26 protein-coding genes are annotated in these 23,339 nt (G+C 60.6%); 7 read left to right on the top strand and 19 right to left on the bottom strand.

The genetic code is table 11. From position 1 onward, the window contains the following. Positions 1 to 160 precede the first annotated feature (160 nt). From ABE459_RS08870 to ABE459_RS08860, 3 genes are all read left to right on the top strand, one after another. Positions 161 to 1,204, top strand: a complete 1,044-nt coding sequence (locus ABE459_RS08870; protein WP_323831250.1) for a homoserine dehydrogenase — start codon at positions 161 to 163, stop codon at positions 1,202 to 1,204. A 12-nt stretch (positions 1,205 to 1,216) separates the two neighbouring features. Beyond that, a complete protein-coding gene (locus tag ABE459_RS08865; RefSeq protein WP_125463610.1) occupies positions 1,217 to 2,635 on the top strand; it encodes an aldehyde dehydrogenase family protein in 1,419 nt (472 codons plus the stop codon). 98 nt (positions 2,636 to 2,733) lie between these two features. Next, on the top strand, positions 2,734 to 3,108 hold the full coding sequence (locus ABE459_RS08860; RefSeq protein WP_323831251.1) for a RidA family protein: 375 nt from the start codon (positions 2,734 to 2,736) through the stop codon (positions 3,106 to 3,108). Positions 3,109 to 3,473: 365 nt separating this feature from the next. On the opposite strand, the gene ABE459_RS08855 is transcribed toward ABE459_RS08860, so the two are convergent. The 3 genes from ABE459_RS08855 to ABE459_RS08845 form a co-directional block, all read right to left on the bottom strand. Continuing rightward, positions 3,474 to 4,109, bottom strand: a complete 636-nt coding sequence (locus ABE459_RS08855) for a LysE family transporter (protein ID WP_323831252.1) — start codon at positions 4,107 to 4,109, stop codon at positions 3,474 to 3,476. A gap of 208 nt (positions 4,110 to 4,317) precedes the next feature. Beyond that, entirely contained in the window at positions 4,318 to 5,217 is a 900-nt protein-coding gene (locus ABE459_RS08850) for an EamA family transporter (RefSeq protein ID WP_125463607.1), read from the bottom strand. A 140-nt stretch (positions 5,218 to 5,357) separates the two neighbouring features. After that, positions 5,358 to 6,422: an SDR family oxidoreductase gene (locus ABE459_RS08845; protein WP_323831253.1), complete on the bottom strand. Its 1,065-nt coding sequence runs from the start codon at positions 6,420 to 6,422 to the stop codon at positions 5,358 to 5,360. A gap of 73 nt (positions 6,423 to 6,495) precedes the next feature. Here ABE459_RS08845 and ABE459_RS08840 point away from each other — a divergent pair, with 73 nt between their 5' ends. Beyond that, positions 6,496 to 6,900, top strand: coding sequence for a MerR family transcriptional regulator (locus ABE459_RS08840; protein ID WP_125463605.1), 405 nt, complete (start codon positions 6,496 to 6,498; stop codon positions 6,898 to 6,900). A 128-nt stretch (positions 6,901 to 7,028) separates the two neighbouring features. Here ABE459_RS08840 and ABE459_RS08835 read toward each other — a convergent pair whose 3' ends face one another. From ABE459_RS08835 to ABE459_RS08820, 4 genes are all read right to left on the bottom strand, one after another. Next, positions 7,029 to 8,252, bottom strand: a complete 1,224-nt coding sequence (locus ABE459_RS08835) for an amidohydrolase family protein (protein ID WP_258706232.1) — start codon at positions 8,250 to 8,252, stop codon at positions 7,029 to 7,031. Positions 8,253 to 8,299: 47 nt separating this feature from the next. After that, positions 8,300 to 8,557: a DUF2790 domain-containing protein gene (locus ABE459_RS08830; protein WP_125463603.1), complete on the bottom strand. Its 258-nt coding sequence runs from the start codon at positions 8,555 to 8,557 to the stop codon at positions 8,300 to 8,302. Between the two features lie 66 nt (positions 8,558 to 8,623). Further along, positions 8,624 to 9,094 (bottom strand): cyanase, encoded by a 471-nt coding sequence (gene cynS / locus ABE459_RS08825; protein ID WP_323831254.1) that lies wholly within the window; start codon positions 9,092 to 9,094, stop codon positions 8,624 to 8,626. A gap of 26 nt (positions 9,095 to 9,120) precedes the next feature. Next, positions 9,121 to 9,780, bottom strand: coding sequence for a carbonic anhydrase (locus ABE459_RS08820; protein ID WP_110993676.1), 660 nt, complete (start codon positions 9,778 to 9,780; stop codon positions 9,121 to 9,123). Between the two features lie 112 nt (positions 9,781 to 9,892). Here ABE459_RS08820 and cynR point away from each other — a divergent pair, with 112 nt between their 5' ends. Next, positions 9,893 to 10,804: a transcriptional regulator CynR gene (gene cynR, locus ABE459_RS08815; protein WP_323831255.1), complete on the top strand. Its 912-nt coding sequence runs from the start codon at positions 9,893 to 9,895 to the stop codon at positions 10,802 to 10,804. Positions 10,805 to 10,916: 112 nt separating this feature from the next. Here the strand turns inward: cynR and ABE459_RS08810 are convergent, their stop codons facing one another. Both ABE459_RS08810 and ABE459_RS08805 read right to left on the bottom strand, forming a co-directional pair. Further along, positions 10,917 to 11,276: a cupin domain-containing protein gene (locus ABE459_RS08810; protein WP_323831256.1), complete on the bottom strand. Its 360-nt coding sequence runs from the start codon at positions 11,274 to 11,276 to the stop codon at positions 10,917 to 10,919. Further along, the gene (locus tag ABE459_RS08805) at positions 11,266 to 11,865 is read right to left on the bottom strand and encodes a GNAT family N-acetyltransferase (RefSeq protein ID WP_223277193.1); all 600 of its coding nucleotides are present in this window, start codon (positions 11,863 to 11,865) and stop codon (positions 11,266 to 11,268) included. Before ABE459_RS08805 ends, ABE459_RS08810 begins: the two co-directional genes overlap by 11 nt. Before the next feature lie 663 nt (positions 11,866 to 12,528). Between ABE459_RS08805 and ABE459_RS08800 the strand changes: the two genes are divergently transcribed. Then, the gene (locus ABE459_RS08800) at positions 12,529 to 12,936 is read left to right on the top strand and encodes an ACT domain-containing protein (RefSeq protein ID WP_323831257.1); all 408 of its coding nucleotides are present in this window, start codon (positions 12,529 to 12,531) and stop codon (positions 12,934 to 12,936) included. A 43-nt stretch (positions 12,937 to 12,979) separates the two neighbouring features. Here ABE459_RS08800 and ABE459_RS08795 read toward each other — a convergent pair whose 3' ends face one another. The 7 genes from ABE459_RS08795 to ABE459_RS08765 are packed head-to-tail and all read right to left on the bottom strand — an operon-like array spanning position 12,980 to position 19,262. Beyond that, positions 12,980 to 14,344: an ATP-binding protein gene (locus tag ABE459_RS08795; RefSeq protein WP_323831258.1), complete on the bottom strand. Its 1,365-nt coding sequence runs from the start codon at positions 14,342 to 14,344 to the stop codon at positions 12,980 to 12,982. Continuing rightward, positions 14,341 to 15,003, bottom strand: coding sequence for a response regulator (locus ABE459_RS08790; protein ID WP_258706226.1), 663 nt, complete (start codon positions 15,001 to 15,003; stop codon positions 14,341 to 14,343). Before ABE459_RS08790 ends, ABE459_RS08795 begins: the two co-directional genes overlap by 4 nt. Before the next feature lie 2 nt (positions 15,004 to 15,005). After that, positions 15,006 to 15,647: a hypothetical protein gene (locus ABE459_RS08785; protein WP_125463593.1), complete on the bottom strand. Its 642-nt coding sequence runs from the start codon at positions 15,645 to 15,647 to the stop codon at positions 15,006 to 15,008. Continuing rightward, positions 15,644 to 16,450 carry an SDR family oxidoreductase gene (locus tag ABE459_RS08780; RefSeq protein ID WP_323831259.1) on the bottom strand — a complete coding sequence of 269 codons (807 nt, stop codon included), beginning with the start codon at positions 16,448 to 16,450 and terminating at the stop codon, positions 15,644 to 15,646. The genes ABE459_RS08785 and ABE459_RS08780 overlap by 4 nt, the downstream gene beginning before the upstream one ends. Further along, entirely contained in the window at positions 16,437 to 17,117 is a 681-nt protein-coding gene (locus ABE459_RS08775; protein WP_125463591.1) for an iron-containing redox enzyme family protein, read from the bottom strand. Before ABE459_RS08775 ends, ABE459_RS08780 begins: the two co-directional genes overlap by 14 nt. A gap of 8 nt (positions 17,118 to 17,125) precedes the next feature. Next, on the bottom strand, positions 17,126 to 18,595 hold the full coding sequence (locus tag ABE459_RS08770; RefSeq protein WP_323831260.1) for an AMP-binding protein: 1,470 nt from the start codon (positions 18,593 to 18,595) through the stop codon (positions 17,126 to 17,128). Further along, positions 18,585 to 19,262, bottom strand: a complete 678-nt coding sequence (locus ABE459_RS08765; protein ID WP_323831261.1) for a thermostable hemolysin — start codon at positions 19,260 to 19,262, stop codon at positions 18,585 to 18,587. The genes ABE459_RS08770 and ABE459_RS08765 overlap by 11 nt, the downstream gene beginning before the upstream one ends. 246 nt (positions 19,263 to 19,508) lie before the next feature. On the opposite strand from ABE459_RS08765, the gene ABE459_RS08760 reads away from it, so the two are divergent. Beyond that, complete coding sequence (locus tag ABE459_RS08760; RefSeq protein WP_323831262.1) at positions 19,509 to 20,003, top strand: GNAT family N-acetyltransferase; 495 nt, start codon at positions 19,509 to 19,511, stop codon at positions 20,001 to 20,003. 45 nt (positions 20,004 to 20,048) lie between these two features. On the opposite strand, the gene hutH is transcribed toward ABE459_RS08760, so the two are convergent. From hutH to ABE459_RS08745, 3 genes are read right to left on the bottom strand one after another with little or no spacing between them, the layout of a single operon-like run. After that, positions 20,049 to 21,572 carry a histidine ammonia-lyase gene (hutH, locus tag ABE459_RS08755; protein ID WP_323831263.1) on the bottom strand — a complete coding sequence of 508 codons (1,524 nt, stop codon included), beginning with the start codon at positions 21,570 to 21,572 and terminating at the stop codon, positions 20,049 to 20,051. A 12-nt stretch (positions 21,573 to 21,584) separates the two neighbouring features. Next, positions 21,585 to 22,418, bottom strand: a complete 834-nt coding sequence (locus tag ABE459_RS08750; RefSeq protein ID WP_125858216.1) for a glycine betaine/L-proline ABC transporter ATP-binding protein — start codon at positions 22,416 to 22,418, stop codon at positions 21,585 to 21,587. Next, positions 22,415 to 23,266 (bottom strand): proline/glycine betaine ABC transporter permease, encoded by an 852-nt coding sequence (locus tag ABE459_RS08745; RefSeq protein ID WP_125463585.1) that lies wholly within the window; start codon positions 23,264 to 23,266, stop codon positions 22,415 to 22,417. Before ABE459_RS08745 ends, ABE459_RS08750 begins: the two co-directional genes overlap by 4 nt. Positions 23,267 to 23,339 lie beyond the last annotated feature (73 nt).

Here is a 23,339-nt window from a genome sequence, read left to right as displayed (position 1 = left end):
GGCCCGAGCCCCGGCGGCGTGGTCGTTTTTGCAGGCGCGAATGCGCGCCTCCGGCACTGGCCAGATTGGCCAATAAATACAGCGCATTGCCATATTCAACTGGCATGGCCGGGCTCTTAGGCTGTCCCCATCAACCAACGCCTGAGAAGGACAACAACCCATGACCGAATACAAAATTGCACTCGTAGGCTTTGGCGGTGTGAACCGTGCCCTGGCCCAATTGATCGCCGAGCGCAACCTGTGCTGGCAGCAGGAGCTGGGCTTTGGCCTGAAGATCGTCGGTGTGACCGACCTGTTCCTCGGTTCGGTGATCGACCGCAACGGCCTGGATGCAGCCACCCTGGCCGCGCTACCAACCAGCAAAGGCGCCCTGGCGCAGCTTCCTCAAGGCTCGGCAGAGGCGTTCAACGAGTCGGTGATCAAGCAGTCGGGGGCCGACATCATCGCCGAGGCCACCTTCACCAACCCGAAAGATGGTGAGCCCGCGGCCACCTTCTGCCGCTGGGCACTGGAAGCGGGGAAGCACGTGGTCACCACCAACAAGGGGCCGATCGCCCTGCATGCCCAGGCACTCAAGGCGCTGGCCAAGGCCAATGGCGTGTCGTTCGAGTACGAAGGCTCAGTGATGAGTGGCACGCCGGTGCTGCGCATGGCCCGGCACACCTTGGCAGGCTCGGGCCTAGTGGGTTTCGAAGGCATCCTCAATGGCACTTCCAACTACGTCCTGACCCGCATGGGAGAAGGCCTGGGCTTTGCCGAAGCCGTGGCCAAGGCGCAAGAACTGGGTTACGCCGAAGCGGACCCGACCGCCGACGTGGAAGGCCATGACGTACGCCTTAAAGTGGTCATTCTCGCCAATGAGTTGCTGGGTGCGTGCCTTCAGGTCAGCGATGTCGCCTGCAGCGGTATCAGCGCGATCACTTGCGAGGATGTCGAGCGGGCCAAGGCGTCGGGCGAGCACTGGAAGCTGATCGGCGCCGCTCGCCGCGAAGCGGACGGTTCGGTGCGAGCCAGTGTGCAGGCCCGCTTGCTGCCGGGCAGCCATCCCCTGGCGGGGATTACCGGCGCTACCAACGCCATCGCCTTCGAAACCGAGTTGCTGGGTGCGGTGACGGTATCCGGCCCTGGTGCGGGGCGCATTGAGACGGCTTTTGCCCTGCAGTCGGACATCCTCGCCATCCACACTTCCAGCCACTCGGCCTGAGGAGCGACGCTCATGAACCTGACTTCCGTGCAGCGCGCCCCCCTCCAGACGCTTGGCCTGATCGACGTGTTCAGCCCCTACGACGGCAGCCTGGTTGGCAGCGTTGCCAACCTGGGCGAGCACGCAGTGCCCGGCCTGCTCGCCCGCGCCCGCCAAGGCGTCAAAGACAGCGCCGCCCTGCCCCGACACCGCCGAGCCGGCATCCTTGAACAGGCCGCCCGGCTGATCGAGCGCGATGCGCCAGACTTCGCGGGCCTGATCGTCGACGAGGCAGGCAAGACCCTGCGCCAGGCCGAAAAAGAGGTGAAGCGCTGCATCAACACCCTCCGGTTGTCGGCCGAAGAAGCCCGGCGCAACGCGGGCGAGGTGGTGCCTTTCGATGCCTACGAAGGCTCGGAGTCGCGCCAGGGCTGGTTCACCCGTGAGCCCTTGGGGCTGATCCTGGCCATCACGCCGTACAACGACCCACTCAACCTCGTGGCGCACAAGCTGGGGCCCGCGATTGCCGGGGGCAACGGGGTGATCCTCAAACCATCGGAGCTGACCCCGCTTTCTGCGCTCAAGCTGGTGCAGTACCTGGTCGATGCCGGCTTGCCGGAGGCTGTGGTGACCGTAGCCACGGGCGGGGCCGAGCTGGGCAAGGCGTTGGTCGCCCTGCGTGATGTGCGCATGATCTCCTTCACCGGCGGCTTTGCCACCGGCGAGCAAATTGCCCGCGGTGCTGGCCTGAAGAAGCTCGCCATGGACCTGGGCGGCAACGCCCCGGTGCTGGTGCTCGAAGACTGCGACCTGGATGCGACGGTGGAATCCTGCGTATCCGGTGCGTTCTGGGCAGCCGGGCAGAACTGCATCGGCACCCAGCGCATCCTGGTCCACGCCTCGATCTATGCGGCCTTCCGTGATCGCTTCGTCGAGCTCACCCGTGCGATGGTGCTGGGCAATCCGGGCCGGCGCGAAACCGACATGGGGCCGATGATCAACGAAGCATCTGCGCGGCGGGTTGAAGAATGCGTGAACCAGGCGCTGCAAGAGGGTGCGCAGCTGCTCTGTGGCCATCAGCGCCAAGGCGCCACCTACGCGCCAACGGTCCTGGAACAGGTTGACCACGGCAGCCGGCTGTGGCGTGAAGAGGCGTTCGCGCCGGTGGTAATGCTGGCGCCCTTCGACGACATCGACCAGGCGGTTGCGTGGGCGAATTCGCCGGAGTACAGCTTGCACGCCGGCGTCTTCACCCGGGACCTGGCCAAGGCACTGCACCTGGCGCGGCGGATAGAGGCTGGTGGCGTGATGATCAACGACTCCTCTGACTATCGGTTCGATGCCATGCCCTTCGGCGGCTCCAAATACGGCAGCCTGGGCCGCGAGGGGGTGCGCTTTGCCTATGAAGACATGACCCAGCCCAAAGTGGTGTGCATCAACCAGCTCGGTTGATGTTCAGGACACCATCATTCACCTCGGTGGCCTTGACCGGGTAGGCGCGCTCACAGCACTACCCGGTGCTATGCCGCTGGCGAAGGAGCGAAACACCTGTGATCACACGTTTAGCGTCCGGGGACAGAATGTCCCTGGCAGTCAGTTACCGGGGCGTGTTCGAGACCGCCGGAGTGGCAGCAGACAACAGGCTTGAGGATGTTCAGGGGCAACTGCGGCAAGTGCTGGCCACCATCGATGCGCTTATGGCTGAGGCCAACGTCGGCAAGGAGCAGTTGACCCGCGTGCAGATCTGGCTGGCCGATTACCGCCATTTCGAACAGGTCAACGAGGTTTACGATGCCTGGCTGCTGGGCTATCCGAAGCCAGTGCGTGCTTGCGTCGGGGCCGATCTGGGAGAGGGATACCTGGTTGAAGTTCAGGTTTTTGCAGTAGACCACTCGACATCAATTTATCCGGATGCCTCGCGGTAACAGGGGCGCATGCCTTGTAGGGTGACTGACCCCGATCGACCCAAAGCTGACAGTCATGCCAGAGGTGATCTCTGTGGGAGCGGGTTTATCGAGGCGTCGAACCGCCGCGAACACGAGCGAAGCCCGTACCACCCTCCGCGTCGCCTGCTTCGCGGGTAAACCCGCTCCCACAAGGTTCGCGCCAGCCTCGAAAAATGAGCAAGAGCAGCACCATCGCAATGGCAGCTACGGGTCGTTAGAGGCCATTCACGATTGATTGCTTTCGGCCCCTAGCGGATTTCCTGGACTGATTACTGCCAGTCTCGTCGGCATAGGGCCGGACGGCCACCTAGATGTCGTAACACTTCGCGGGCGATAAGCAATACTCAGGCAACCTTGGCCTGAACTGTAAACAGGCTCGCCCCCAGCGCTACGAAAGAGACGCCGAACAGCCGGTTCATCAACAGTGCACGGCTCGGTGATGCGAGCTTGCGACGCAGCCCCTGAGCCAGGGCAACATAAAGGGCGTGAGAGACGATCGAGCAGGCCGCGAAGGTCAGCACGAGAATACCCAGTTGCATGTTCGAGTCACTGTTCGGGCGGATGAATTGCGGCAGGAACGCGGCGAAGAACAGGATGGCCTTGGGGTTGGTCATCGCCACAGTCACGCCGTTGAAAACCAGTCTGTTGTTAGTGGTGGCATGGATGGCCGTCTGGTTTAGCTTGTCGAACGCGCTGGTGCGGTTCTTCCACTGCTTGATTCCCAGGTAGATCAGATAGCTGGCACCGAGTACCTTGAGCGACAGGAAGGCTGTCGCTGAAGCCTGCAGCAGAACCCAAAGCCCGGCACTGGTGGTGGCCGAGATCACCAGCAAGCCGACGGCGTTTCCAACTGAACCCAGCATTGCTCGTCGTGGACCGTAGGCCACCGAATTAGATAGCGCCATGATCACTCCTGGACCTGGGCTAAGGGTAACCATCATGGCGATGGCGAAAAAACCGAACCAGTCGTGTAGCGTCATCCTTGTACATCTCCTTGGGAGCATCACACTTACAAACGGAATGTAACAGGTTGTTGTCCTGACTGGAGCAACACCAGAGCTACCATACCGTAATGGTGGCAGCCTATTTTGGGGATTTATAACGCAGTAGTCGGGTCGGTACTCTGTACGCTAGGATTGTGCTGCACCTGTTACCGTGTGCTAACCGGGTGTTTACTGAAGAAGCGAATTACACTTCAGACTGCTGTAGTGCTTTCTTGCTAAACCGGATCAGCTCGTTGGAAAAACACAGCCCAGAGAGGATTAACACGGCTCCCAAGTACAAAGTGTCTCGCGGCACTTCATTAAGTAATATGAATGCCAAAAACGCGGCAAACAGCGGCTCAGTCAGTTCCAACGCTTGAACTTGTGATGGCTTTAAATACTCGATGGCCTTTGTGGTACAGAAGAAACCGAGGATGGTCGGTAACGCAGCCAAAGCCAGCAATGCCATGACCTCCACGAGCGACACTTCTCCCATGATGAATCCATCGTTCGCTGCCGGCATAAGCAGGTAAAGACTACCGAAAAACAATAGTTGCCGAGTGAAATGCAGCCCCCCCGATACACCCATCCGTTTCATGGCAACCGAAAAGGCCCCATAGCCACAACCGCCAATCGAAGCAAGTACTGCGCCTTGCAGCGTGAAGCCTTGTCCAAGGTCGGCGCCAAAAATCACCGTAATACCGGCGATCGTCAAGCCGGCGCCTACCATTGCGTTGGAGGTGATGGGTTCGTGAAGGACGATACGTCCCAGTAGAATCGATGATATGGAGGCGCTCGCCATTAGAATCACGACGACGCCCGCCGCCGCGTAATGGCTGTAGGCCGAAGTTTCAAAGTGGAACAACACGAAAATGCCGAGAAAGGCACAAATGGCTGCGTGAAACCACTTGGTGGTGGTCGCGGACCGTTTAAGAAACAGGAGCAGGACTGACAGTAGAAGGCAGCCAAGAACAGTTTTAATAAAGGCGATGCTGCTGGAGCTGAATCCACTACTCATCAATACCTTGCTAAGTACGCCGATTGTCGCATTCAGGGCTGCGGCGCAGAGTGCAAAGAGGACGCCTTTGCCAAAATAGGTTTGCATTAATACATTCCTTGTCAAGGGTCTTTAGAGTACGGAGAGTGCTTATTTAGATAGGGGGGGGCACGGACATATTGTGACACACGCTCCGAGTGCAAGCTCGCTGTCATACGTATGCTTTGAGCCACCACAACTGGCCTGCCTCAGTGGAGAAAGTGATCCTTGACGTAGTGCACCGTCTTTTCCAACGCGCGCGCCATATCGGGATGTGTGAACTGATACTTGCGTTCCAATTGCTCGCTATCACTCATGTCGAAGCGCTGCGTCTGGATAAAGTCCAACGACTCGGCGCTGATCGCAAATCGTGCTGCCAGTCCGGGAATCGTCAAAAGCCACCTGAGCAACCTTATCGGTACATGCTGGCGGGGCGCCTTGACCTCCAGCGTTTTTGCGATCTGCTCAAGCATCCCCTGCAGGCTCAATGTGTGCTCATAGAGCGCCAGAACCTGCCGGTTGGCCATCGAGGGATCGAAGGCCACACAGGTCATCATCGCTACCAGGTAGTCGACGCTGACTAATGGCAACCAGTGCCTGGGGGAACCGGGGACCGCTTTGAACCGACCTTGTGCCAGATTTCGAATGAGTTCGGCCAGAGGCTGTCCTTCCAGGATGTGGCCACTCTCGCTGTGGCCACACACCGTAGCAGGATGAACGATGGTGTAGTCCGCGCCCGCATCCTGCATATAACGGATGACGGCAAAATGGGACTCGATCTTGCTGCCTTCGTAGCCACCTACACGGCGGTAGACTGCGGGCCAGTTTGTGTTTTCAGGGCACTCATCATCAACACCGATACTGGCCAGGTGGTTAAGGTTTTGCAGCATGAAGCCGCCCACCATCAGCAATCGGATGCGCTGGCTCGCCGCAAGCTTGGCGACCCTCAGCGCCCCTTGCACATTGACTGCTCGGGCGCGCTCCATTGACAGCCCCCAGGAAAACTCCGCCGCGAGGTGGAAGATCACAGAGGCCGAAGACACGCACTGCCTGTCCGCCTCACTGAGCCCAAGCCCTTCTCTGCTGATATCGCCCTCAACGGCATGGATATACGCAGAATTACCGCCCAGTTGACCGACCTGTTTTCTGAGACGCTCAATGTTGCCCGGGGTACGCATAAGCACCCAGGTCTTGTACCCTTTCGCAGTAAGACGGGCCAGTAAGTGTTGGCCCACAAATCCACTGCCGCCGGTGACGAAGCATTCCACGCTCATGCCTGATTCCTGGTTTGGATAATGGGTGCAGGCTAAGGTGTAGAGTGCGCTCTACAGTCAAGGAGTTTTTAGTGTGAACGTTGGAGAGTTGGAGCGCCGCAGTGGCGTCGGCCGGCATGCATTGCGCTATTACGAACAGCTCGGGCTTATCGTGGCACAACGACAAGCCAACAATTACCGCAGTTACAGCGATCAAACGGTTGTTGACCTGGCCTTTATTCAGAGCGCCCAGAGCGGCGGTTTTTCCCTCGCTGAGATTGGAGAAATTCTTGCAGCCAAGCGAGGCAACAAGATCGATTGCGCGCAAGGCGCGGCCTTGGTCGCCAGCAAGATGGCCGAAATTCAAGCGAAGATCACCACGCTGCAAGCTGCTTATGTCCTGCTGAGCACGGAGCATGCGAAGCTTGAAGCCAGTGCCATTGCCAACGGCCTGATCACTCCCCACTTACCTGCCCATCTGCGTGCCTCGACACCATAGCCTCCCTGCAAGGCCCTTCGCGTGGCCGAGTTAACAGGGCCGAAGTCGAAGGGTTGGTTCGAGTAGCCCTCTCACGAGCGACCTTCCCGTAAACGGGCTTGCTTGATTACGAAATCTTCAAGATGGCCTCAAAACGCGACTGACCTACGATGCTCAGCCGTTGCCACCACCTTGCCGCGCTTGAGCACCATCAACCGTGTCGGCAGGTCGAGAATGACATCGGCCACGGCACGGCAATCGACCAGCACCAGGTCGGCATCATTGCCCACCGCCAAACCGTGGTGTTTCAACCCCAAGGCTTTGGCTGGGTTTGTCGTGAGCATCGACAACACGGTGGCCTGATCATCCGCGCCGCCCAGGTGGCACGCAGGAATGGCCAGTTGTGCAATGTGCAACAGGTCGCCAGTGCCATAGGGTGTGAATGCGTTTCGAATGTTGTTGGTGGCCAGGCAAACCGTGACACCGCCGTCGCGCAGCGCACGCACAGGTGTCAGGGTGCGTCTTACATTATGACTGTCACCCCGAGCCCCCAGGTGCAGGTCGGTGGCGGGCAGGCACATCACGCTGATGTCGGCCTCACGTAGCAACGCGATGACCTGTGCCTGCCGCGCTGGCGAGACGGCCGCCAGGCTGGTCAGGTGCCCAACGCAGACCCGCCCTTGGTAGCCTTCGGCAATGGTTCGACGTGCCACGTACTCGATGGTCATGTGCTCGGCGTCATCGGCGAAGTCCTGGTGCAAGTCGATGTCTTTGCCATAGCGCTTGGCCAAGTCAAAGACGAAATCAATGTGCTCCAACGGCGACACGTCGTTGTAGGGAATGCCGCCCACCACATCAGCCCCCATCTCCATTGCCTGGGCCATCATGGCCTGCATGCCAGGCAGCTTGAGAATGCCTTCTTGCGGAAAGGCCACGACCTGGATGTCGATCACCTCACGGAACTGCTCGCGCAACTCCAGCACCACTTCAAGCCCGGTGAAGCCTTGGGCGGGGTCGAACTCGGCATGGGCGCGCACATGCGTGGTACCGGCTTGTACCAATGCACGCAGCACCTGGATCGAACGTTCGCGGATATCCTCACGGGTCAGTGTGGGCTTCAGTTCGGCGGTGACGGCGATCGCTTCCTTCAAGGTGCCGGAACGATTGGCCTTGCGCTGCATGACGTTGGCTTTTTCCAGGTGCAGGTGGCCTTCGACAAACCCAGCGACAAGCACATTGCCGTCGCCTTGGATTTCGCGCCCTGCCGTGGTGGCGATGTGTGGCGCGATCTCGGCGATTTTGCCTGCTCGCACAGCCACATCTACCAGTGGCTGGGCATCGTCAATGCGTACATTTCGAAAGATAAGGTCCATCAACTTCAGTCCTCATAAAGAGTGCTGTAGCGCTGCGAAGGCCGGGCTCAGTTATTCGAGCAACCATTGCCCATCACGCGGTACTCAAGCACATGCTTATTGCCTTGGGAGTCTTCGTACGTCATGCGAGCGGGCACGACCTGACAGACATCGGGGACCTCGCTCATGGAAATGACGCGAGCAATATCGAGGCGCTGGGAGTAGCTGTACTGTTCAACCGGTGTCTGCTCGACCTGTTGCTCAACGTCAGCAGCCATCGCCACGTTGCACAGCGCGCCGAGTATCAATGCGAACAACGCTTTCAATTTTGATCACCTTCAGGTTGTGGCTGGGCCGCGAGGTTGCGGCCCAGCCCATGTGTTGCAGCCAAATCAGAACGGTTTGGTGGGCAGGTATTTGCCATCCAGGGTGATCACTGCGCGCGAGCCGCCCTCGGGGTCTTCGACTTTCTTGATGTCCAGCTTGAAATTGATGGCACTGATGATGCCGTCGCCGAACTTTTCATGAACCAGCGCCTTCAAGGTGGTGCCGTACACCTGCAACATCTCGTAAAAGCGGTAGATGGTCGGGTCGGTCGGGATACCATTTTGAATGCTGCCGCGCAGTGGCACGGTCTGCAGCAGTGCGATGCCGTCCGCGTCGAGGCCAAGCTTGTCACCCACCACCCGGGCGGCGCTCGCCGGCAACGGGTGCTGGCCCAACAGTGCCGCGGTGACGAAGGCTTCGGACAAGCCGGTGCCTTCGGTGATCTGGGAGAACGAGAGGTCTTTGCGGGCTTTGGCCAGAAGGATGACTTCGCTCAGGGCAAGGCGGGCGTTCTGGCTGATTTGCGATTGGATCATGGTGTTTCTCCTTGGTTGAAAGATGTTCAGGCAACGCGTTTGGGTTGATGGGAAACGGCGTGCACTTCGGGGTTGTCAGCGAGGGATACGAATGTGCCGGTGCTGCCATCGAAGGCTTCGATCAGCCCGCTTTCGATGTCGTAGATCCAGCCATGCAAGGTCACGCGGCCCTCTTCCAGGGCCAGGCGCACCGAGGGGTGGGTCTGGATGTTGGCAAGCTGGGCGATCACGTTTTCGCGCACCATGGCTTCGACCTTGGCCTGCGGGCCGAAATGGTTGCGGGCTTCGTTAACCACTCGGGCGGAATCGGCGTAGCGCAGCCAGCCGGCCACTGCGGGCATGTGGTCCAGGCATTTGCAGGTGGCGATGGCCGTCATGGCGCCGCAATCGGAGTGGCCGCAGATGACGATGTCGGAAACCTGCAAGGCCGCCACGGCGTATTCGACCGAGGCCGATACGCCTCCAGGCTCGGGCCCGTAGGACGGCACGATGTTGCCTGCATTGCGAATGACGAACAGGTCTCCGGGTTCGCGCTGGGTGACCAGCTCCGGCACCAGGCGGCTGTCGGAGCATGAGATGAACAGGGCACGTGGGCTCTGCTGGCTGGCCAGATCCTTGAACAGTTTGACGCGCTCGGGATAGGCGTCTTTCTGGAACTTCAGAAACCCGTCGATGATGTCTTTCATGGCTGACTCCTTGAGTGACGCGATGTGTTGAAGCAAAGGTTACGTAGCGCCTTCAATAAGGTAAAAGTCTGATTTATGATCAAGCGGATCAGATAATCTTATAGGTGCACCCATGCTTGCCCGGCACATCCAGTACTTCATCGCAGTGGCAAACCACCTCAGTTTCACGCGCGCCGCAGCGGCCTTGCATGTGTCTCAACCGGCCTTGTCGCAGCAGGTCCGCCAACTGGAAGAGAGTCTCGGTACTCCGTTGTTCGATCGTTCCGGCCGGACCACGCGATTGACCGATGCCGGCGAGGTGTACCTGCGCTATGCCAAGCGAGCCGCGCAGGAACTGCAGGAGGCAAAACGAGCCATTGATGACCTCGGCGATCTGAGCCGCGGATCACTTCGGGTGGGGGTAACACCGACATTCACCAGCTACCTCGTCGGCCCGCTGGTTGAGGCGTTCCATAGCCGCTACCCGAACATCACGCTGGTGCTGCGAGAGATCGCTCAAGAGGCGCTGGAAGAGCTGTTGTTGGGCGACGAGGTGGATGTGGGCATTGCGTTCGACAACGGCCATCATCTGGACCTTGAGGCCCAGGCGCTGCTGGTCGAAACCCTCGCGCTGGTGGTGGGCAAGCATCATCCTCTCGCCACCACGGGCAGTATTGGCCTGGAGGCGTTGAACTCAGAATCGTTGATACTCTTGAGCGCCGAATTCGCCACGCGGGAGCAAATCGACAGCTACTGCCGCCAACACAACATTCGCCCTCACGTTCAAGTGGAGGCCAATACCATCAGTGCGCTTATCGAGGTGGTCAGCAGGACCATGCTCGCGACCTTGTTGCCGGCCAACATCGCCCTGGCTCACGAGCAGTTGGTTGCTATCGAGTTGGATCAGCAGCGCTTGCAACGCACTGCTGTTCTGATGCAACGGAAAGGGGTTTACCAAACGGCTGCAGCGAGGGCCTTCGTCGAATTGGCGATGAAAGTGGCCAAGCAACTTGAGGAGCCAGGCTGCTCCGATCGACTGATTTAGAAGGGGGCCAAAATCATCAGGCCAGTTCAGTTGTGACCTGCCGAAGAACATTCGAGCGCCGCCAGCAGGCAAACTGTCCTTGCGCTGCGCTCGATGAAACGCGACCCAGCGCCTAGTTCACGGGCAAGAGGATCACAAAGTTCTTTTTCATGTCTTCCAGCACGGTCCATTTGCCCTTGGCGCCCGGTTCGATAATGAAGGTGTCGCCAGCGGCCAGTGTGATGGGGGCGCAACCCTCAAGTTCGATGACGCAGCATCCACTCAGGACATGGCAGAACTCCCAAACTTTGTAGTCGATGCGCCACGCTCCGGTGCTGGCTTGCCATTCTCCGGAAATGCGACCTTGCTGTTCATCGTGATAGTACTTGGACGTCAGCGTATGGGGGGTGCCTTGCAAGACCTCTTCAAAAAATGGAAGGTCGCGCACCGGTTGGATATCCAGTTCGCGGAACACGGTCAGTTTATTGTTCATGGCTTTTCTCGAGCACGTTGTGGGTAGGGCGATACATCAAATAGGCTTCACCGGTCACGCCCAGCATCGGGTGCGGAACGATCTGGCAGGCTTTAACAATTTGAAAACCGTGACGTTCGTAGAAGCGGCGTGCACCGTGGTTTTCTGCATAATCGATCAGGCATAGCCCATCCAGGCCAGAGTCCTCAGCGCGCTGCTGGGCGTGGCGAAGAAACTCGACACCCAGCCCCTGACTGCGCCAGGCCTCATCCAGGGCCAGGCTGGATATGTACAAGGTGTCGGGTATTTCCATGTCGGCGTAAGGCGCGAGGACCGGGTCTGTCTCGACAGGCCTGTCAGGGGCCTCGCGCAAGGCATAGCTATGCATCATGCCGATGACGCGCCCTTCGAAAGTGGCCATAAGGCAGTTCTTGTAGGAGAAGTCGCCCTGCTCCCTGGCATAGCGAGACGCACCGACACTCAGCAACGCTTCTCCAGGTGCGGCAAGCTTGCTCCATATGTAATCGGCCATGCCCTCCGATGTCAGTTGAAAGAAGCGCGCAATATCATGCGCGTCCGAGGCTTGGGCGGGTCTGAAGTCGATAGACATGAACAGTGTTCCCATGGGATCGGGTGGTTGGCTTTCAAGGATTACGCCCTTGGCATGGTGGCAGGGTAGGCAGGTTGAACGGTTCCCATCATGCTCTGGGCGAACACCGTCAGCACGGCGTGCGACGCGGCCCCATGCTCAAAGGCGCGTGGCCGTCCAATGGCTCAGGCCTGGGGAGTCGATCGTGCAACTGCCGGAGGTAGTGAGACGAGAAGCGGAGCGACCTGTACTTCCATGGCGAGATGGCCGGAATCAGAGCAGGGTTACCTGCGTAGGGAATCGTATTTCACGAAAGGCAGCTACCGCCCCATAGCTGAGAGTCATGCCAGAGGTGATCTCTGTGGGAGCGGGTTTATCGAGGCGTCGAACCGCCGCGAACACGGGCGAAGCCCGTGCCACCCTCCGCGTCGCCTGCTTCGCGGGTAAACCCGCTCCCACAAGGTTCGCGCCAGCCTCGAAAAATGAGCAAGAGCAGCACCATCGCAATGGCAGCTATGGGTCGAAAGCTGCCATTCGAGCCATTCAGACCTGGTCTAGCCTGGCTGGCGTAAGGTGAATTGGGCGGGGAATCGCATAAGCGACACTAATCGGTAATGAGCAGTATTGATTAAACTAATGCCCCACTGAAATGCACACTGCCGTCTTTCAAACGGGAGTAACCCTATGTCAGGTGAAAAATCGATCTCAGCTCTGCTCCGCGGCATGAGCCCAATCCTCAATGAAGGCGACTTTGTGTTCTGCACAGTGGCGCACGCTACCGCGCTCCAGGGTACCGATGTGCTGGGTACATTCCGCGAAAAAGAAGGCCTCACTGCAATCATTGAGCGCGAACGCGCTGATGCACTGGGCCTTGAGTACAGTTTTGTGGCAGCTTGGATCACACTCACAATCCACTCCGCTCTTGATGCAGTGGGTTTGACGGCCGCATTCGCGACCGCGCTCGGCAAGGCTGGCATCAGTTGCAACGTGATCGCAGCCTTCTACCATGACCACATTTTCGTAGCCAAGGATGATGCCGCTAAAGCAATGGATGTCCTTCGAACCTTATCTCGCTCAAGTGAATCCAGTTAGACGCCAGCTGTAAGGTTGCCAGCAAGTAGGCTGCGGGGCTTCATCAACCCACTGGGAACAACAAAGTGGCGGCTAGCCCGCCGCCTGCTCGATTACGCAAACGCACCTGCCCACCCATCCGGTCAACGATGGTCGCCACGATTGAAAGCCCAAGGCCTGCACCATTGGGACTGTTACGGCTGTAGAAACGCTCGAATACGCGCGACAGACTCGCCTCATCGATACCCGGCCCCTCGTCTTCGACGACCAGTTCGAAGTGATTGTCCAGGCGCCTGAGTGACACCGTGATGCGGCCAGCGCGCGGTGAGTGCTCCACCGCGTTGGACACCAGGTTCTGCAGCGCGATGCCCAGGGCGCCGGCATCGATTGCCAGGTGGTGGTCGCCTTCGCCGATGTCCAACGAGGGCTCCAGGCCGCGGTCCAGTATCCACGGGGTCAGGTCAGCCAAGGTCTCGGTGACCACTTCGGCCAGGTCGATCCGAGTGCTGGCTCGCTGCCCCAGCCTTGGCTCGACACGGGCCAGGGTGAGTAACTGGTTGACAACCCGGGTGAGTCGATCGACCCCACCCATCAGAAAGCCCAGCGCTTTGTGCCGCTCGGCCTCGTTGCTGGCCTCCAGCGCGTTCTGCGCGTGCAGGCGGAGAACGGCCAAGGGGGTGCGCATTTCGTGGGCGGCATCGGCAATGAACCGATGCTCACGCCGCAGCAGGTCCTCGATCTGCGCCAACAGGCGGTTGATGGCGGCCTGCATGGGCTCCAGCTCCAAGGGCAGCGGCACCAACTGCAGCGGCTCCAGCGAATCGGCGTGACGCCCACGGATGATGTTGGCCATGTTCTGCAACGGCCGCAGTCCCCAGCCGATAGCGGCCCAAACCAACAGTGCCAACACCAGGCTGCCGAGCAGGAACGGGAACAGGGTGTGGCGAACGATGCGGTCGATCAAGTCGTAGCGCACATCGTCACGCTCGCCCACCCAGATCACCCAGTGTCGTTCCGGCACCGACAGCACGAAACCGCGCCATTGCTCGCCACCACTGGAAAAGTCGTAGAAACCGGGGACCGTCGGTGGCGGGTCGATGGTCGGCGCACTGGGTGTGTGCACCAGCAGGCCGGCGCCGTCCTGCCAGACCTGGAATGCCAGCTTGCTCTCGTAGGGGTGGCCTACCCGATGGTGACCCGCCTGGGCCAATGCCTCGTTGAATGCCTGGTACATCGCTTCACGCGAGCCACTTTGCACCGGCAGGCTCATGACGCCCTGCAGCAAGCGAGCGTTCTGGGCCAGGTGCGCGTCGTACACCTCGTTAATCTCATGGCGGCTGTCGTGATAGTTATAGAGCGCCAGCAGGCCGGTCCCCAGCAACAGCAACAACATCACCCGCCACAGGGTGCGTTGGCGCAACGAACTCATGCCTTGGCCTCGACCAGATAGCCAATGCCGCGCACCGTACGGATCAGCCCGTTGAACAGCTTCTTGCGAAGGTGGTAGATGTTCACCTCCAGCGTATTGCTCTCCGGCTCCTCATCCCAGCCATACAGCAACTGGGTCAGGCGTTCGCGGGTGAAGACCTTGCCTGGCTGGGCCAGCAACTCGTGCAGCAGCATGTACTCCTTGGGGGTCAGCACCACTTCGACGCCGTTGTAATGAACTTGCTGGGTAGCGGGGTCGAGGCTGACTCCGGCATGCTCGATCATGACCTTGGCGCGTCCGGCGCTGCGCCTGAGCAACGCGCGCAAGCGTGCCTTCAGTTCGTTGAGGTCGAACGGCTTGATCAGGTAATCGTCGGCGCCGGCATCGAGGCCGGTGATGCGATCATCGAGGGCATCCCGTGCGGTAAGGATCAGCACCGGCAGGCTGTCGCCGCCGGCACGTACCCGCCGCAGGAGTTCAATGCCATCCAGGCGGGGCAATCCAAGGTCCAGGATCACCAGGTCGAAGGTCTCGTGCTGCAACGCATGCAAGCCACTGACACCGTCACGCAACCAGTCGAGGGTGTAGCCCTCCTGGCGCAAACCGTCGCAGATCCCCTCTCCCAGCGCGATGTCGTCCTCAACCAGCAAAAGCCGCATGTTCAGTCCTGTTTGTCCTTGATCGCCTTGAGTAAAGCATCGATATCCGCGCGACGGCCCTGATCAGCTAGCTCACGCCCCGGCCGGGGCGGTGCCTGCAAGGCTTTGTGCAGGGCTGCGGTGGCCTCCGGGTAGCGCTTTTGCCGATACAGATGGTCAGCCCAGAAATAGTTGCTGTCGATACCGCCGGGGTTGATCTGCAGGGCTTTGCGCAGCATCTTGTCGGCCATCTCGGCATCACCGAAACCAATCGGCCATCCGGGCACTTGATCGTACAGCGTGCCCAGGCTGGTATAGGCCGAGCCCTGCAGGGCGTTGGGGTCCAGTTTCATGGCCTGTTCAAGGCTAGCTTTCGCCGCCTTGACCTTGCCTAGTGCGCCAAGGCCACCGATGGCCCCCGCCCAGCTGCTGTTGATGATGCCCTCCCAGATCAATGGCTCTGGTGTACCGGGGTACTGATGAACGAAGGCCGTCGCGTCACCCGCCAGCTTTTCGAAGGCGTCAGCACGTTTGTCTTTGGGTAACTGGTACTGGATCTGTGCCCAGCGCTGCTGCAGGTCACTCAGGTGCTGTGTACCTGTCTGATCCAGTGCCCAGATGGAGGGTGCGAATGCCAGCAAGCTGGCGATGAACAGTCGCTTCATTTGATCGACTCCTTGGAGTGGCTACCGAGGTAGCGGCGAATGACAGGCAATTGCTTGCGTAACGCGCGGTCGACTATTCCCGGCAACATGCCGTTAATGCGCACGAAGAGCTTTTCCGGCCAGCCCAGGTAAAGCTCGCTGCGTTCAGACTGCACCGCCTCAAGCACTGCACGGGCGACATCCGCCGGGTCATCCATGCCGACTTTCAACGCCTGATTGAGCGCTGTCGCAGCACTGCTGTTCATCGCCGTGCGGGTCGCGCGGGGCGCGGCATAGAGCACATTCACCGTGGTGTCGGCCAACTCGCGCCGCAGCGCTTGCGAAAAGCCACGCAGGGCGAATTTGCTGGCGCAGTAGGTGGCATAGCCGGGATAGCCAATCGAACCATAGGTTGACCCGACATTGACCACCAAGGCCTTGGGCTGAGCTCGCAGAAATGGCAGGCAGCCACGTGTCAGTTGCAACGGGGCATTCAGATTGATGTCCAGCAGCTCATCGAGCTCGTGCTCGTCCAACTGATCGAGCAAGGCGAAGCGGTTCACCCCGGCAGCGTTGATCAGAACGTTGACATTGCCCATCTTGCGGGCTCGGTCGACCACTTGTTCGCGCCCTGCGTGGCTGCGTAGGTCAGCTTCTTGCCAACGCAAGCGGTCCGGGTACCGATTCATCAGGCCAGCCAGCTTGCCCATGTGCCGGCTGACCGCCAGCACCTGGGCACCGGCAGCGCACAGCTGCTCGGCCAGCTCCAGGCCGATACCCCCACTGGCGCCGGTGAGGACCACCACGGATTCAGACAAGCGCATGACGCACCTCGTGCTGCCCGGCGCGCGGCAAACCCTGGAACATCTCGGTATACAAGCGGTAGACGACCGTTGCAGCGTGGGTCACAGCCTGCTGATCGCCCTCGTCATCGAGGCGGTCCATCAATTGCTTGTAGGTCACCATGTGGTCCTGGTCGAGCGCACCATGAGAGCTGAGATAGCTGAACGCCTGGCCAGGCAAACCCAACGTGCTCTGGATGGTGCCCGCCGCCTGCGTGGCCAGGGCGATGCTGGTGCCTTCGAGCACATTGACCATGCCGAACAGCCCGACAGGGTTGCCGCGTGCAATCAGGTCGTAGAGGTAGGCGACCATCAGCTCGATTGGCAGCGCTGGCCGACCATCACGCACGGCCTCCCAGTCGCCACCGCAGGCTTTGATGTCGTTGAGGATCCACTGTTCGTGGCCGTACTCCTCTTCGATGTATTCGCACACCGCACCGCGCAGCCATTCCAGGCGAGACGGCAAACGCGCGCCACAAGCCATCATCAGTGGCACCGTATGGCGGACATGGTGGTAGGCCTGGGTCAAGAAGGCGACGTAACTGTCCAGGCTGACCTGCCCGGCCAACGCGTCCCGGATTACCGGCACTGCGAACAACACCTGACGCTCCTCGGCAGTTTGTGTTTGCAAAGTATCGAAAAAAGACATGGTTAACCTCACAACGAGATGTCGGGTAACAGGGCGTGGTAACGCTGCAAGATCGCCTCGCGCCGTGGGCGGCCGTTGGCAGTCAGGGTTTCATCAATGGGGCTTAGCGGGGCCGGCAAACGGCGCCAGGCATGCACCTGGGCGTAATCGGGCAGTTGCGCGTTGCAGTGCCGTACGGCCTGCTCGATAGCCTCGTCGCTGGCGGCGGGGTCCAGCGGCCAGAGCAGCGCCAGGTTGTGCGGCAAGGCTTCGCCATGCACGAATGCCTGTGCAATCACGCCGCCCTGAGTCAGCTCCGACTCCACCCACTCCGGGTTGACGTTACGACCGAAGCTGGTGATGAACTGGTGCTTTCTGCGCCCGTCAAGGTACAGGTAGCCCTCTTCGTCGAGGTGGCCGAGGTCGCCCGTCGCCCACCACTCGCCGGTGACCGGCGTCTCTTCCAGGTAGCCCAGCAAGGTCGAGCCAGCCACCAGCACCTCACCATCCTCAGCAATGCGCACCTGAACATGGGGCAAGGGCTTACCGACGCTGCCAGGGCGAACGGCCCCCGGTCGGTTCAGCGCTACCACCGAGGCACATTCGGACAAGCCATAGCCTTCGAACACCGGCAAGCCGACCGCATCGGCCCGAGCCAACAGCTTCGCTGATACCCGGGCGCCGCCCACTGCCACGAAGCGCAGTGGGCCAACGCGCATGAGCCCGCGCTCGATGGCGGTGACCAGCCCCATCAGCAGTTGCGGCACGAGGATCAGGCTGTGTGCACCGCTCAGGGCAATCGCAGCGAGCAAGCGCTTGAAATCCACCTGGCTTGCGCCGCCCATGCCCAACTGCTGCTGTGGGTAGAGTTGGACACAGGCGCCTGCCATGAGCGCGGCATATACGCCGAGGTTCTCCAGCAATACACCCAGTGGCAGTACCGCCAAGTATCGCTGCGGCTCGGTTGGTCGGCTTGCAGCCTCCAGCTCCCGCGCAACACGCAGCATGGCTTCGGCGCCCAGGCATACGCCCTTGGGCCTCCCGGTACTGCCGGAGGTATAGGTGATCTTTGCGGTGCCCGTCGGCAATTCAGGCGCGACAACGCCGCCACGCGCCAGGAAACCTTCTGCCGGCTGCTGGGTAAAACCTTGCTCAAGGAGTTGGGCGGTCCACTGCGTCTCGCACAGCACGCTCGTGGCACCGCTCTGCCGCAGACAGTGTCGCAACTGAGCCGCGCTGAAGAACGGCGGTACGATCACACAAGTGCGCTCGGCGAAAAGAGCCGCCAGGTCCCAGAAAAGCAATTCGGGCCCGTTATCCAGCACCATGACGAACGTGCCCGCTGGTTGGCTCAGCAAGCGGGCTACGCGCAATTCGACCTCGTCGAGCAATTGCCGGTAGGTGAAACGCCGGACCGGGCCCTGAACAGCTACAGCATCAGATTTTTGCTGGGCATGCTGGCGCAACAACGCCTGAAAGAGCTGCAGTTCATGCGGCATGACCGGTCTCCTGGGCCAGCTTGGGAAATCCAAGGCGCTGGAACACCCCCGCCCGGCTCAGGGCATCGAAGCCATAGCCGATGTTGCCGGCGAACACCTGTGGCCGTTGGTCGTAATACGTCCCCCAATGATTCGCCAGCCCCTGCAAGCGCCCAGGATCGGCGGCAGCCAAAACGGTAGGCATCAGGCCCAGCCGTTGAAAACTGTTGATCAGCGTCGCCGCGCCGGTGAATGCCACCCACTCCAGGCCACGCGAGGCCAACAACCAGGTCACGGCAATGATCATGATTCGGCCGCTGCCAGCGCTGAGTGAAGCCAGGTTGCCCACTTCGACCAGGCAGGTACGGTCAAGGTCAATGCCAGCAACTTGGGAAACGGCGGCCTCCAATGGCGCGTCCAGATATCGCTCGAGAAACAGAGGTCCGTCGCTGGCTGGTCGCATGCCGGCCGCTGCGATCAACCGTCCATGGCTGTCATGCAATGCCAGCAGCTCTGGCAGGTAATGCTGCACATCCGCCTGGTGCACGGTGGCAAAGCACTGGTGGATGAAGTGCTCCAGATCCCCGCGTGAAGCGTCGCCTGCCAGATGAAGCGACAGCCGCGCGTGATGGTCGGCATGACTGCCTATAGGAAGCGGGAGCAGACTGCTCCATTGAGATTCGTTCATGAAACTCCCCCGATTGGGTTCGGCTCAGGGAATTATCAGGGTCGAATCTGAATGGAATCTGAAGTCAAACAGCACAAAGCGTCCGAGCGCATGCCAAGTCGCAGGAGCTCGAGCACTCGGCCACAGCAAGGTCAGCGCCCTCGCCCTCTCATGTTTCCCACCTTCCCCGCCGTGCCATTGCATACACGCCGGGAGATGCCATAGGCTGCCACTTCATCAATCAATGCCACTGACACTGGATAAACGATGATCGAACTACAAGGATGTACAGCGTTTTCCGGTCTGGAGTGCCGGCCCGTCGGCCCCTCTGACGCAGAAATGATCTGCGCCCATCGCCAGGACATGTTCCTTGAGGCAGGCGGGGATCCTGAACAACTACGGATCATGACCCAGCACTTTCGCCCCTGGCTGGAAGAGCGGCTCGGTGACGGTCGGTATTACGGGTTCAAACTCCTGGATGGCGAGCAGCCGGTCGCAGCCATTGGCCTGATGAGCATCGATTGGCCGCCGCATCCCTCCCACCCAACCCTGGATAAGCGTGGCTACGTGCTGAATGTGTACGTCCAGCCGGCCTACCGCCGCCGAGGCCTGGCTTTGGCCTTGATGCAAGCTGCCGACGCCGAGTTCGCTCGCCGAGGCATCAGCTTCGCAGTCCTGCACGCCACCGCGACGGGCAAACCGGTCTATGAGCAGATCGGTTGGGCTGGCACGTCGGAAATGGCCAAAGCCATTACTGGGTAGTGATTGCCCTCGACCCAATCCCGCCCTTGGCGGCACCTGCACCTGTCACAACAGCTCGGGGAAGGCAGCGCCAAGCAGGCCGGGGTCCTTCAGGATCGATGCACTGCTGGCGATATCCGGGGCCAGCCAACGGTCCTGGGCATAGGCCGGGACCCGTTCGCGCAGCAACCGCCAGGCAACCTGGGTACCTGCGCCAAAGCGCTGCTCCTTGAGGAACTCGAATGCCTGGGCCGCCAACAGGTATTCGATGGCAAGGATCTGCGTACAGTTCTCCAGGGCGCGGTGCAGCTTCAACCCGGCATTGGTGCCCATGCTCAGATGATCCTCCTGCAGGCCGGAGGTGACGTAGTTGTCGATGACGGCCGGTTGGGCCAACTGACGGTTTTCGGCACAAAGTGAAGCGGCCACGTACTGGACAATCATCATGCCCGAGTTCACACCCGGTTGGCTGACCAGGAAGGCCGGCAAGCCGCTGACCAACGGGTTGATCAGGCGATCGAGACGGCGCTCGGCAATCGCCCCGATCTCGGCCACCGCGATGGCCAGCAAGTCGGCCGCCATGGCCACGGACTGGCCGTGGGGATTGGCCTGGGAAACCACCCGATAGGACTCGGGTGTACCCAGCAACATCGGGTTGTCGGTCGTTGAGTTGAGTTCGGTTTCGATCTGCCTTGCGGCGTGTTCCAACTGATCGCGCGCGGCGCCATGAACCTGCGGGATCGAGCGAATGCTCAAGGCGTCCTGGGTGCGAATGCCATGGCTGCTGGCAATGATTTCGCTACCCTCGAGCAGGCGCCGCAAATTGCGGCCCACGCGCTGCATCCCGGGGTGGGGTTTGAGCGCGATGATTTCAGGGTCGAAGGCATCGAGTTGGCCGCGCAGGGCTTCGAAACTCATGGCGCCGATAACGTCCGCCCATTGGCTCAAGCGCGTGGCGTCATCCAGAGACAGGCAGCTCAGGCCGGTCATGCACGGGGTACCGTTGACCAGGCACAGACCATCCTTGGCCCCCAGTTTGACCGGTGCCAGGCCGACCTCGGCCAAGGCCTGCTGCGCCGGCACGATCTGGCCGCGATAGCTGACCTGGCCGACGCCCAGCAAGCTGATGCTGATATGGGCCATGTGGGTCAGGTACCCCACCGACCCCTGCTTCGGCACCTGCGGGGTGATGTGCTGGTTGAGCAAGGTCAGCAGCGCCTCGACCACCTTGCGCTGCAGGCCGGAACGGCCCTGGCAGAAGTTGATGATCGCCGCGCACATGATCGCCCGGGTCTGTTCGTCCGACAGCGCGCTACCCACGCCACAGGCATGGCTGAGCAAGGTGTTGTGCGACAGCTGGCTGAGTTGTTCGTCCTGCAACGAGACATTGCACAGGGCGCCAAGCCCGGTGTTGACGCCATAGGCGCGGTCACCGCTGGAAACGATGCGCTGGACAATCGCCTGGGCGTTGTCGATCCGCGCCCAGGCCGATGGGGCCAGCTCAAGCTGCGCTCCATGCCGGGCCACAGCCACCACGTCCTGCCAGCAAACGGGCGCCTCGGCGATGATGATTTTTTTGGCAAACGACATACACGCGGTTCCTTAAAGCGAAGCTACGCGACGCTGCACGAAACGATCTACGTATTCGTCCGCAGGCTGGTAGAGGATTTCCTTCGGCGTGCCGACCTGGATCAGGCGACCGTCCTTGAGAATGGCAATTCGGTTGCCGATGCGCACCGCTTCGTCCAGGTCATGGGTGATGAAGACGATGGTCTTGTGCAGGGTCTTTTGCAGCTCCAGCAACTGATCCTGCATTTCGGCGCGAATCAGCGGGTCGAGCGCACTGAAGGCTTCGTCCATCAGGATGATGTCGGTGTCGGCAGCCAACGCACGGGCCAGGCCCACGCGCTGGCGCATGCCGCCCGACAACTGGTGCGGGTACGAGCGTTCGTAACCCTTGAGACCCACGGTGTTGATCCAGTGCAGGGCACGCTCTGTGCACAGGGCTTTGCTCTCGCCACGGACCTTCAGGCCGTAGGCGACGTTGTCCAGCACGGTGCGGTGCGGCAACAGGCCGAAGCTCTGGAACACCATGCTGATCTTGCGCCGGCGGAATTCGCGCAGGGCCTGCATGTCGTACTGCAGAATGTCCTCGCCATCGACCAGGATCTGGCCGCTGGTGGGGTCGATCAGGCGGTTGAAGTGACGCACCAGGGTCGACTTGCCCGAGCCCGACAGCCCCATGATCACGAAGATCTCACCGCTGCCGATGGACAAAGACAGATCGTTGACCCCGACCACGCAACCGGTATCGGCCAGCACCTGTTCTTTGCTCTTGTTCTGGCGGATCAGTTTCAGCGCATCTTCGGCACGCGCACCGAAGATCTTGAAGACCTGTTTGACTTCGATCTTGTTCATCGTCTGCTTGGCGCTCATTTGCCCACCCCATGCCGTGGCCGGCCATAGGCCTGAGTAATGCGGTCGATCACAACCGCCAGGATCACAATGGCCAGGCCCGCTTCGAGGCCGCGGCCCACATTGAGGGTCTGGATGCCGACAAGCACGTCTTCACCCAAGCCACGGGCACCGATCATCGAGGCGATGACCACCATCGACAGGGCCATCATGGTGGTCTGGTTGATACCGGCCATGATGCTCGGCAACGCCAGTGGCAACTGCACGCCGAACAGTTGTTGCAGGCGATTGGCACCGAAAGCGTTGATTGCCTCCATGACCTCGCCATCCACCTGGCGAATGCCCAGGTCGGTCAGGCGAATCAGCGGCGGGGCGGCATAGATGACGGTGGCAAAGATCGCCGGCACCTTGCCCAGGCCGAACAGCATCAATACCGGGATCAGGTACACGAAGCTGGGCATGGTTTGCATGATGTCGAGCAGCGGCATCAACACCGCCCGCAAGCGATCGTTGCGCGCCGACAGGATACCCAGCGGAATGCCGACCAGGACCGAGATCAGCGTTGCCACCAGCATCAGCGCCAGGGTCTGCATCAGCTTGTCCCAGAGGCCGACCGCACCGACCAGGAACAGCAAGCCGACGATCACCGCCGTGGGCACGATTCTACGGGTGGCGTGCCAGGCAATAGCGCCGACGATGGCCAGCATCAGCCACCAGGGTGTTGCGCGCAGCAGGCCTTCGAGGTTGACGATGGCCCACAGCAGGGTGTCGGAAATGTGCCGGAACACGTCACCGTAATTGGTGACCAGCGCATCGACCCAGCCATTGACCCAATCGGCAATGGAAAACGTGAAGTTTTTGGGAAACATGGATTTATCTCGAGCAAGTGCTTGAAGCGGACTGCTATGTGGCATGCCCGGCAGGCGCCGGACCCGCCCACAC

It is taken from the genome of Pseudomonas sp. TWI923 (genome assembly GCF_039673365.1).
Taxonomy (GTDB): Bacteria; Pseudomonadota; Gammaproteobacteria; order Pseudomonadales; family Pseudomonadaceae; genus Aquipseudomonas; species Aquipseudomonas sichuanensis.
Note: the sequence above shows the minus strand (reverse complement) of the source record. Positions and strands in the feature narration are given on the sequence as shown.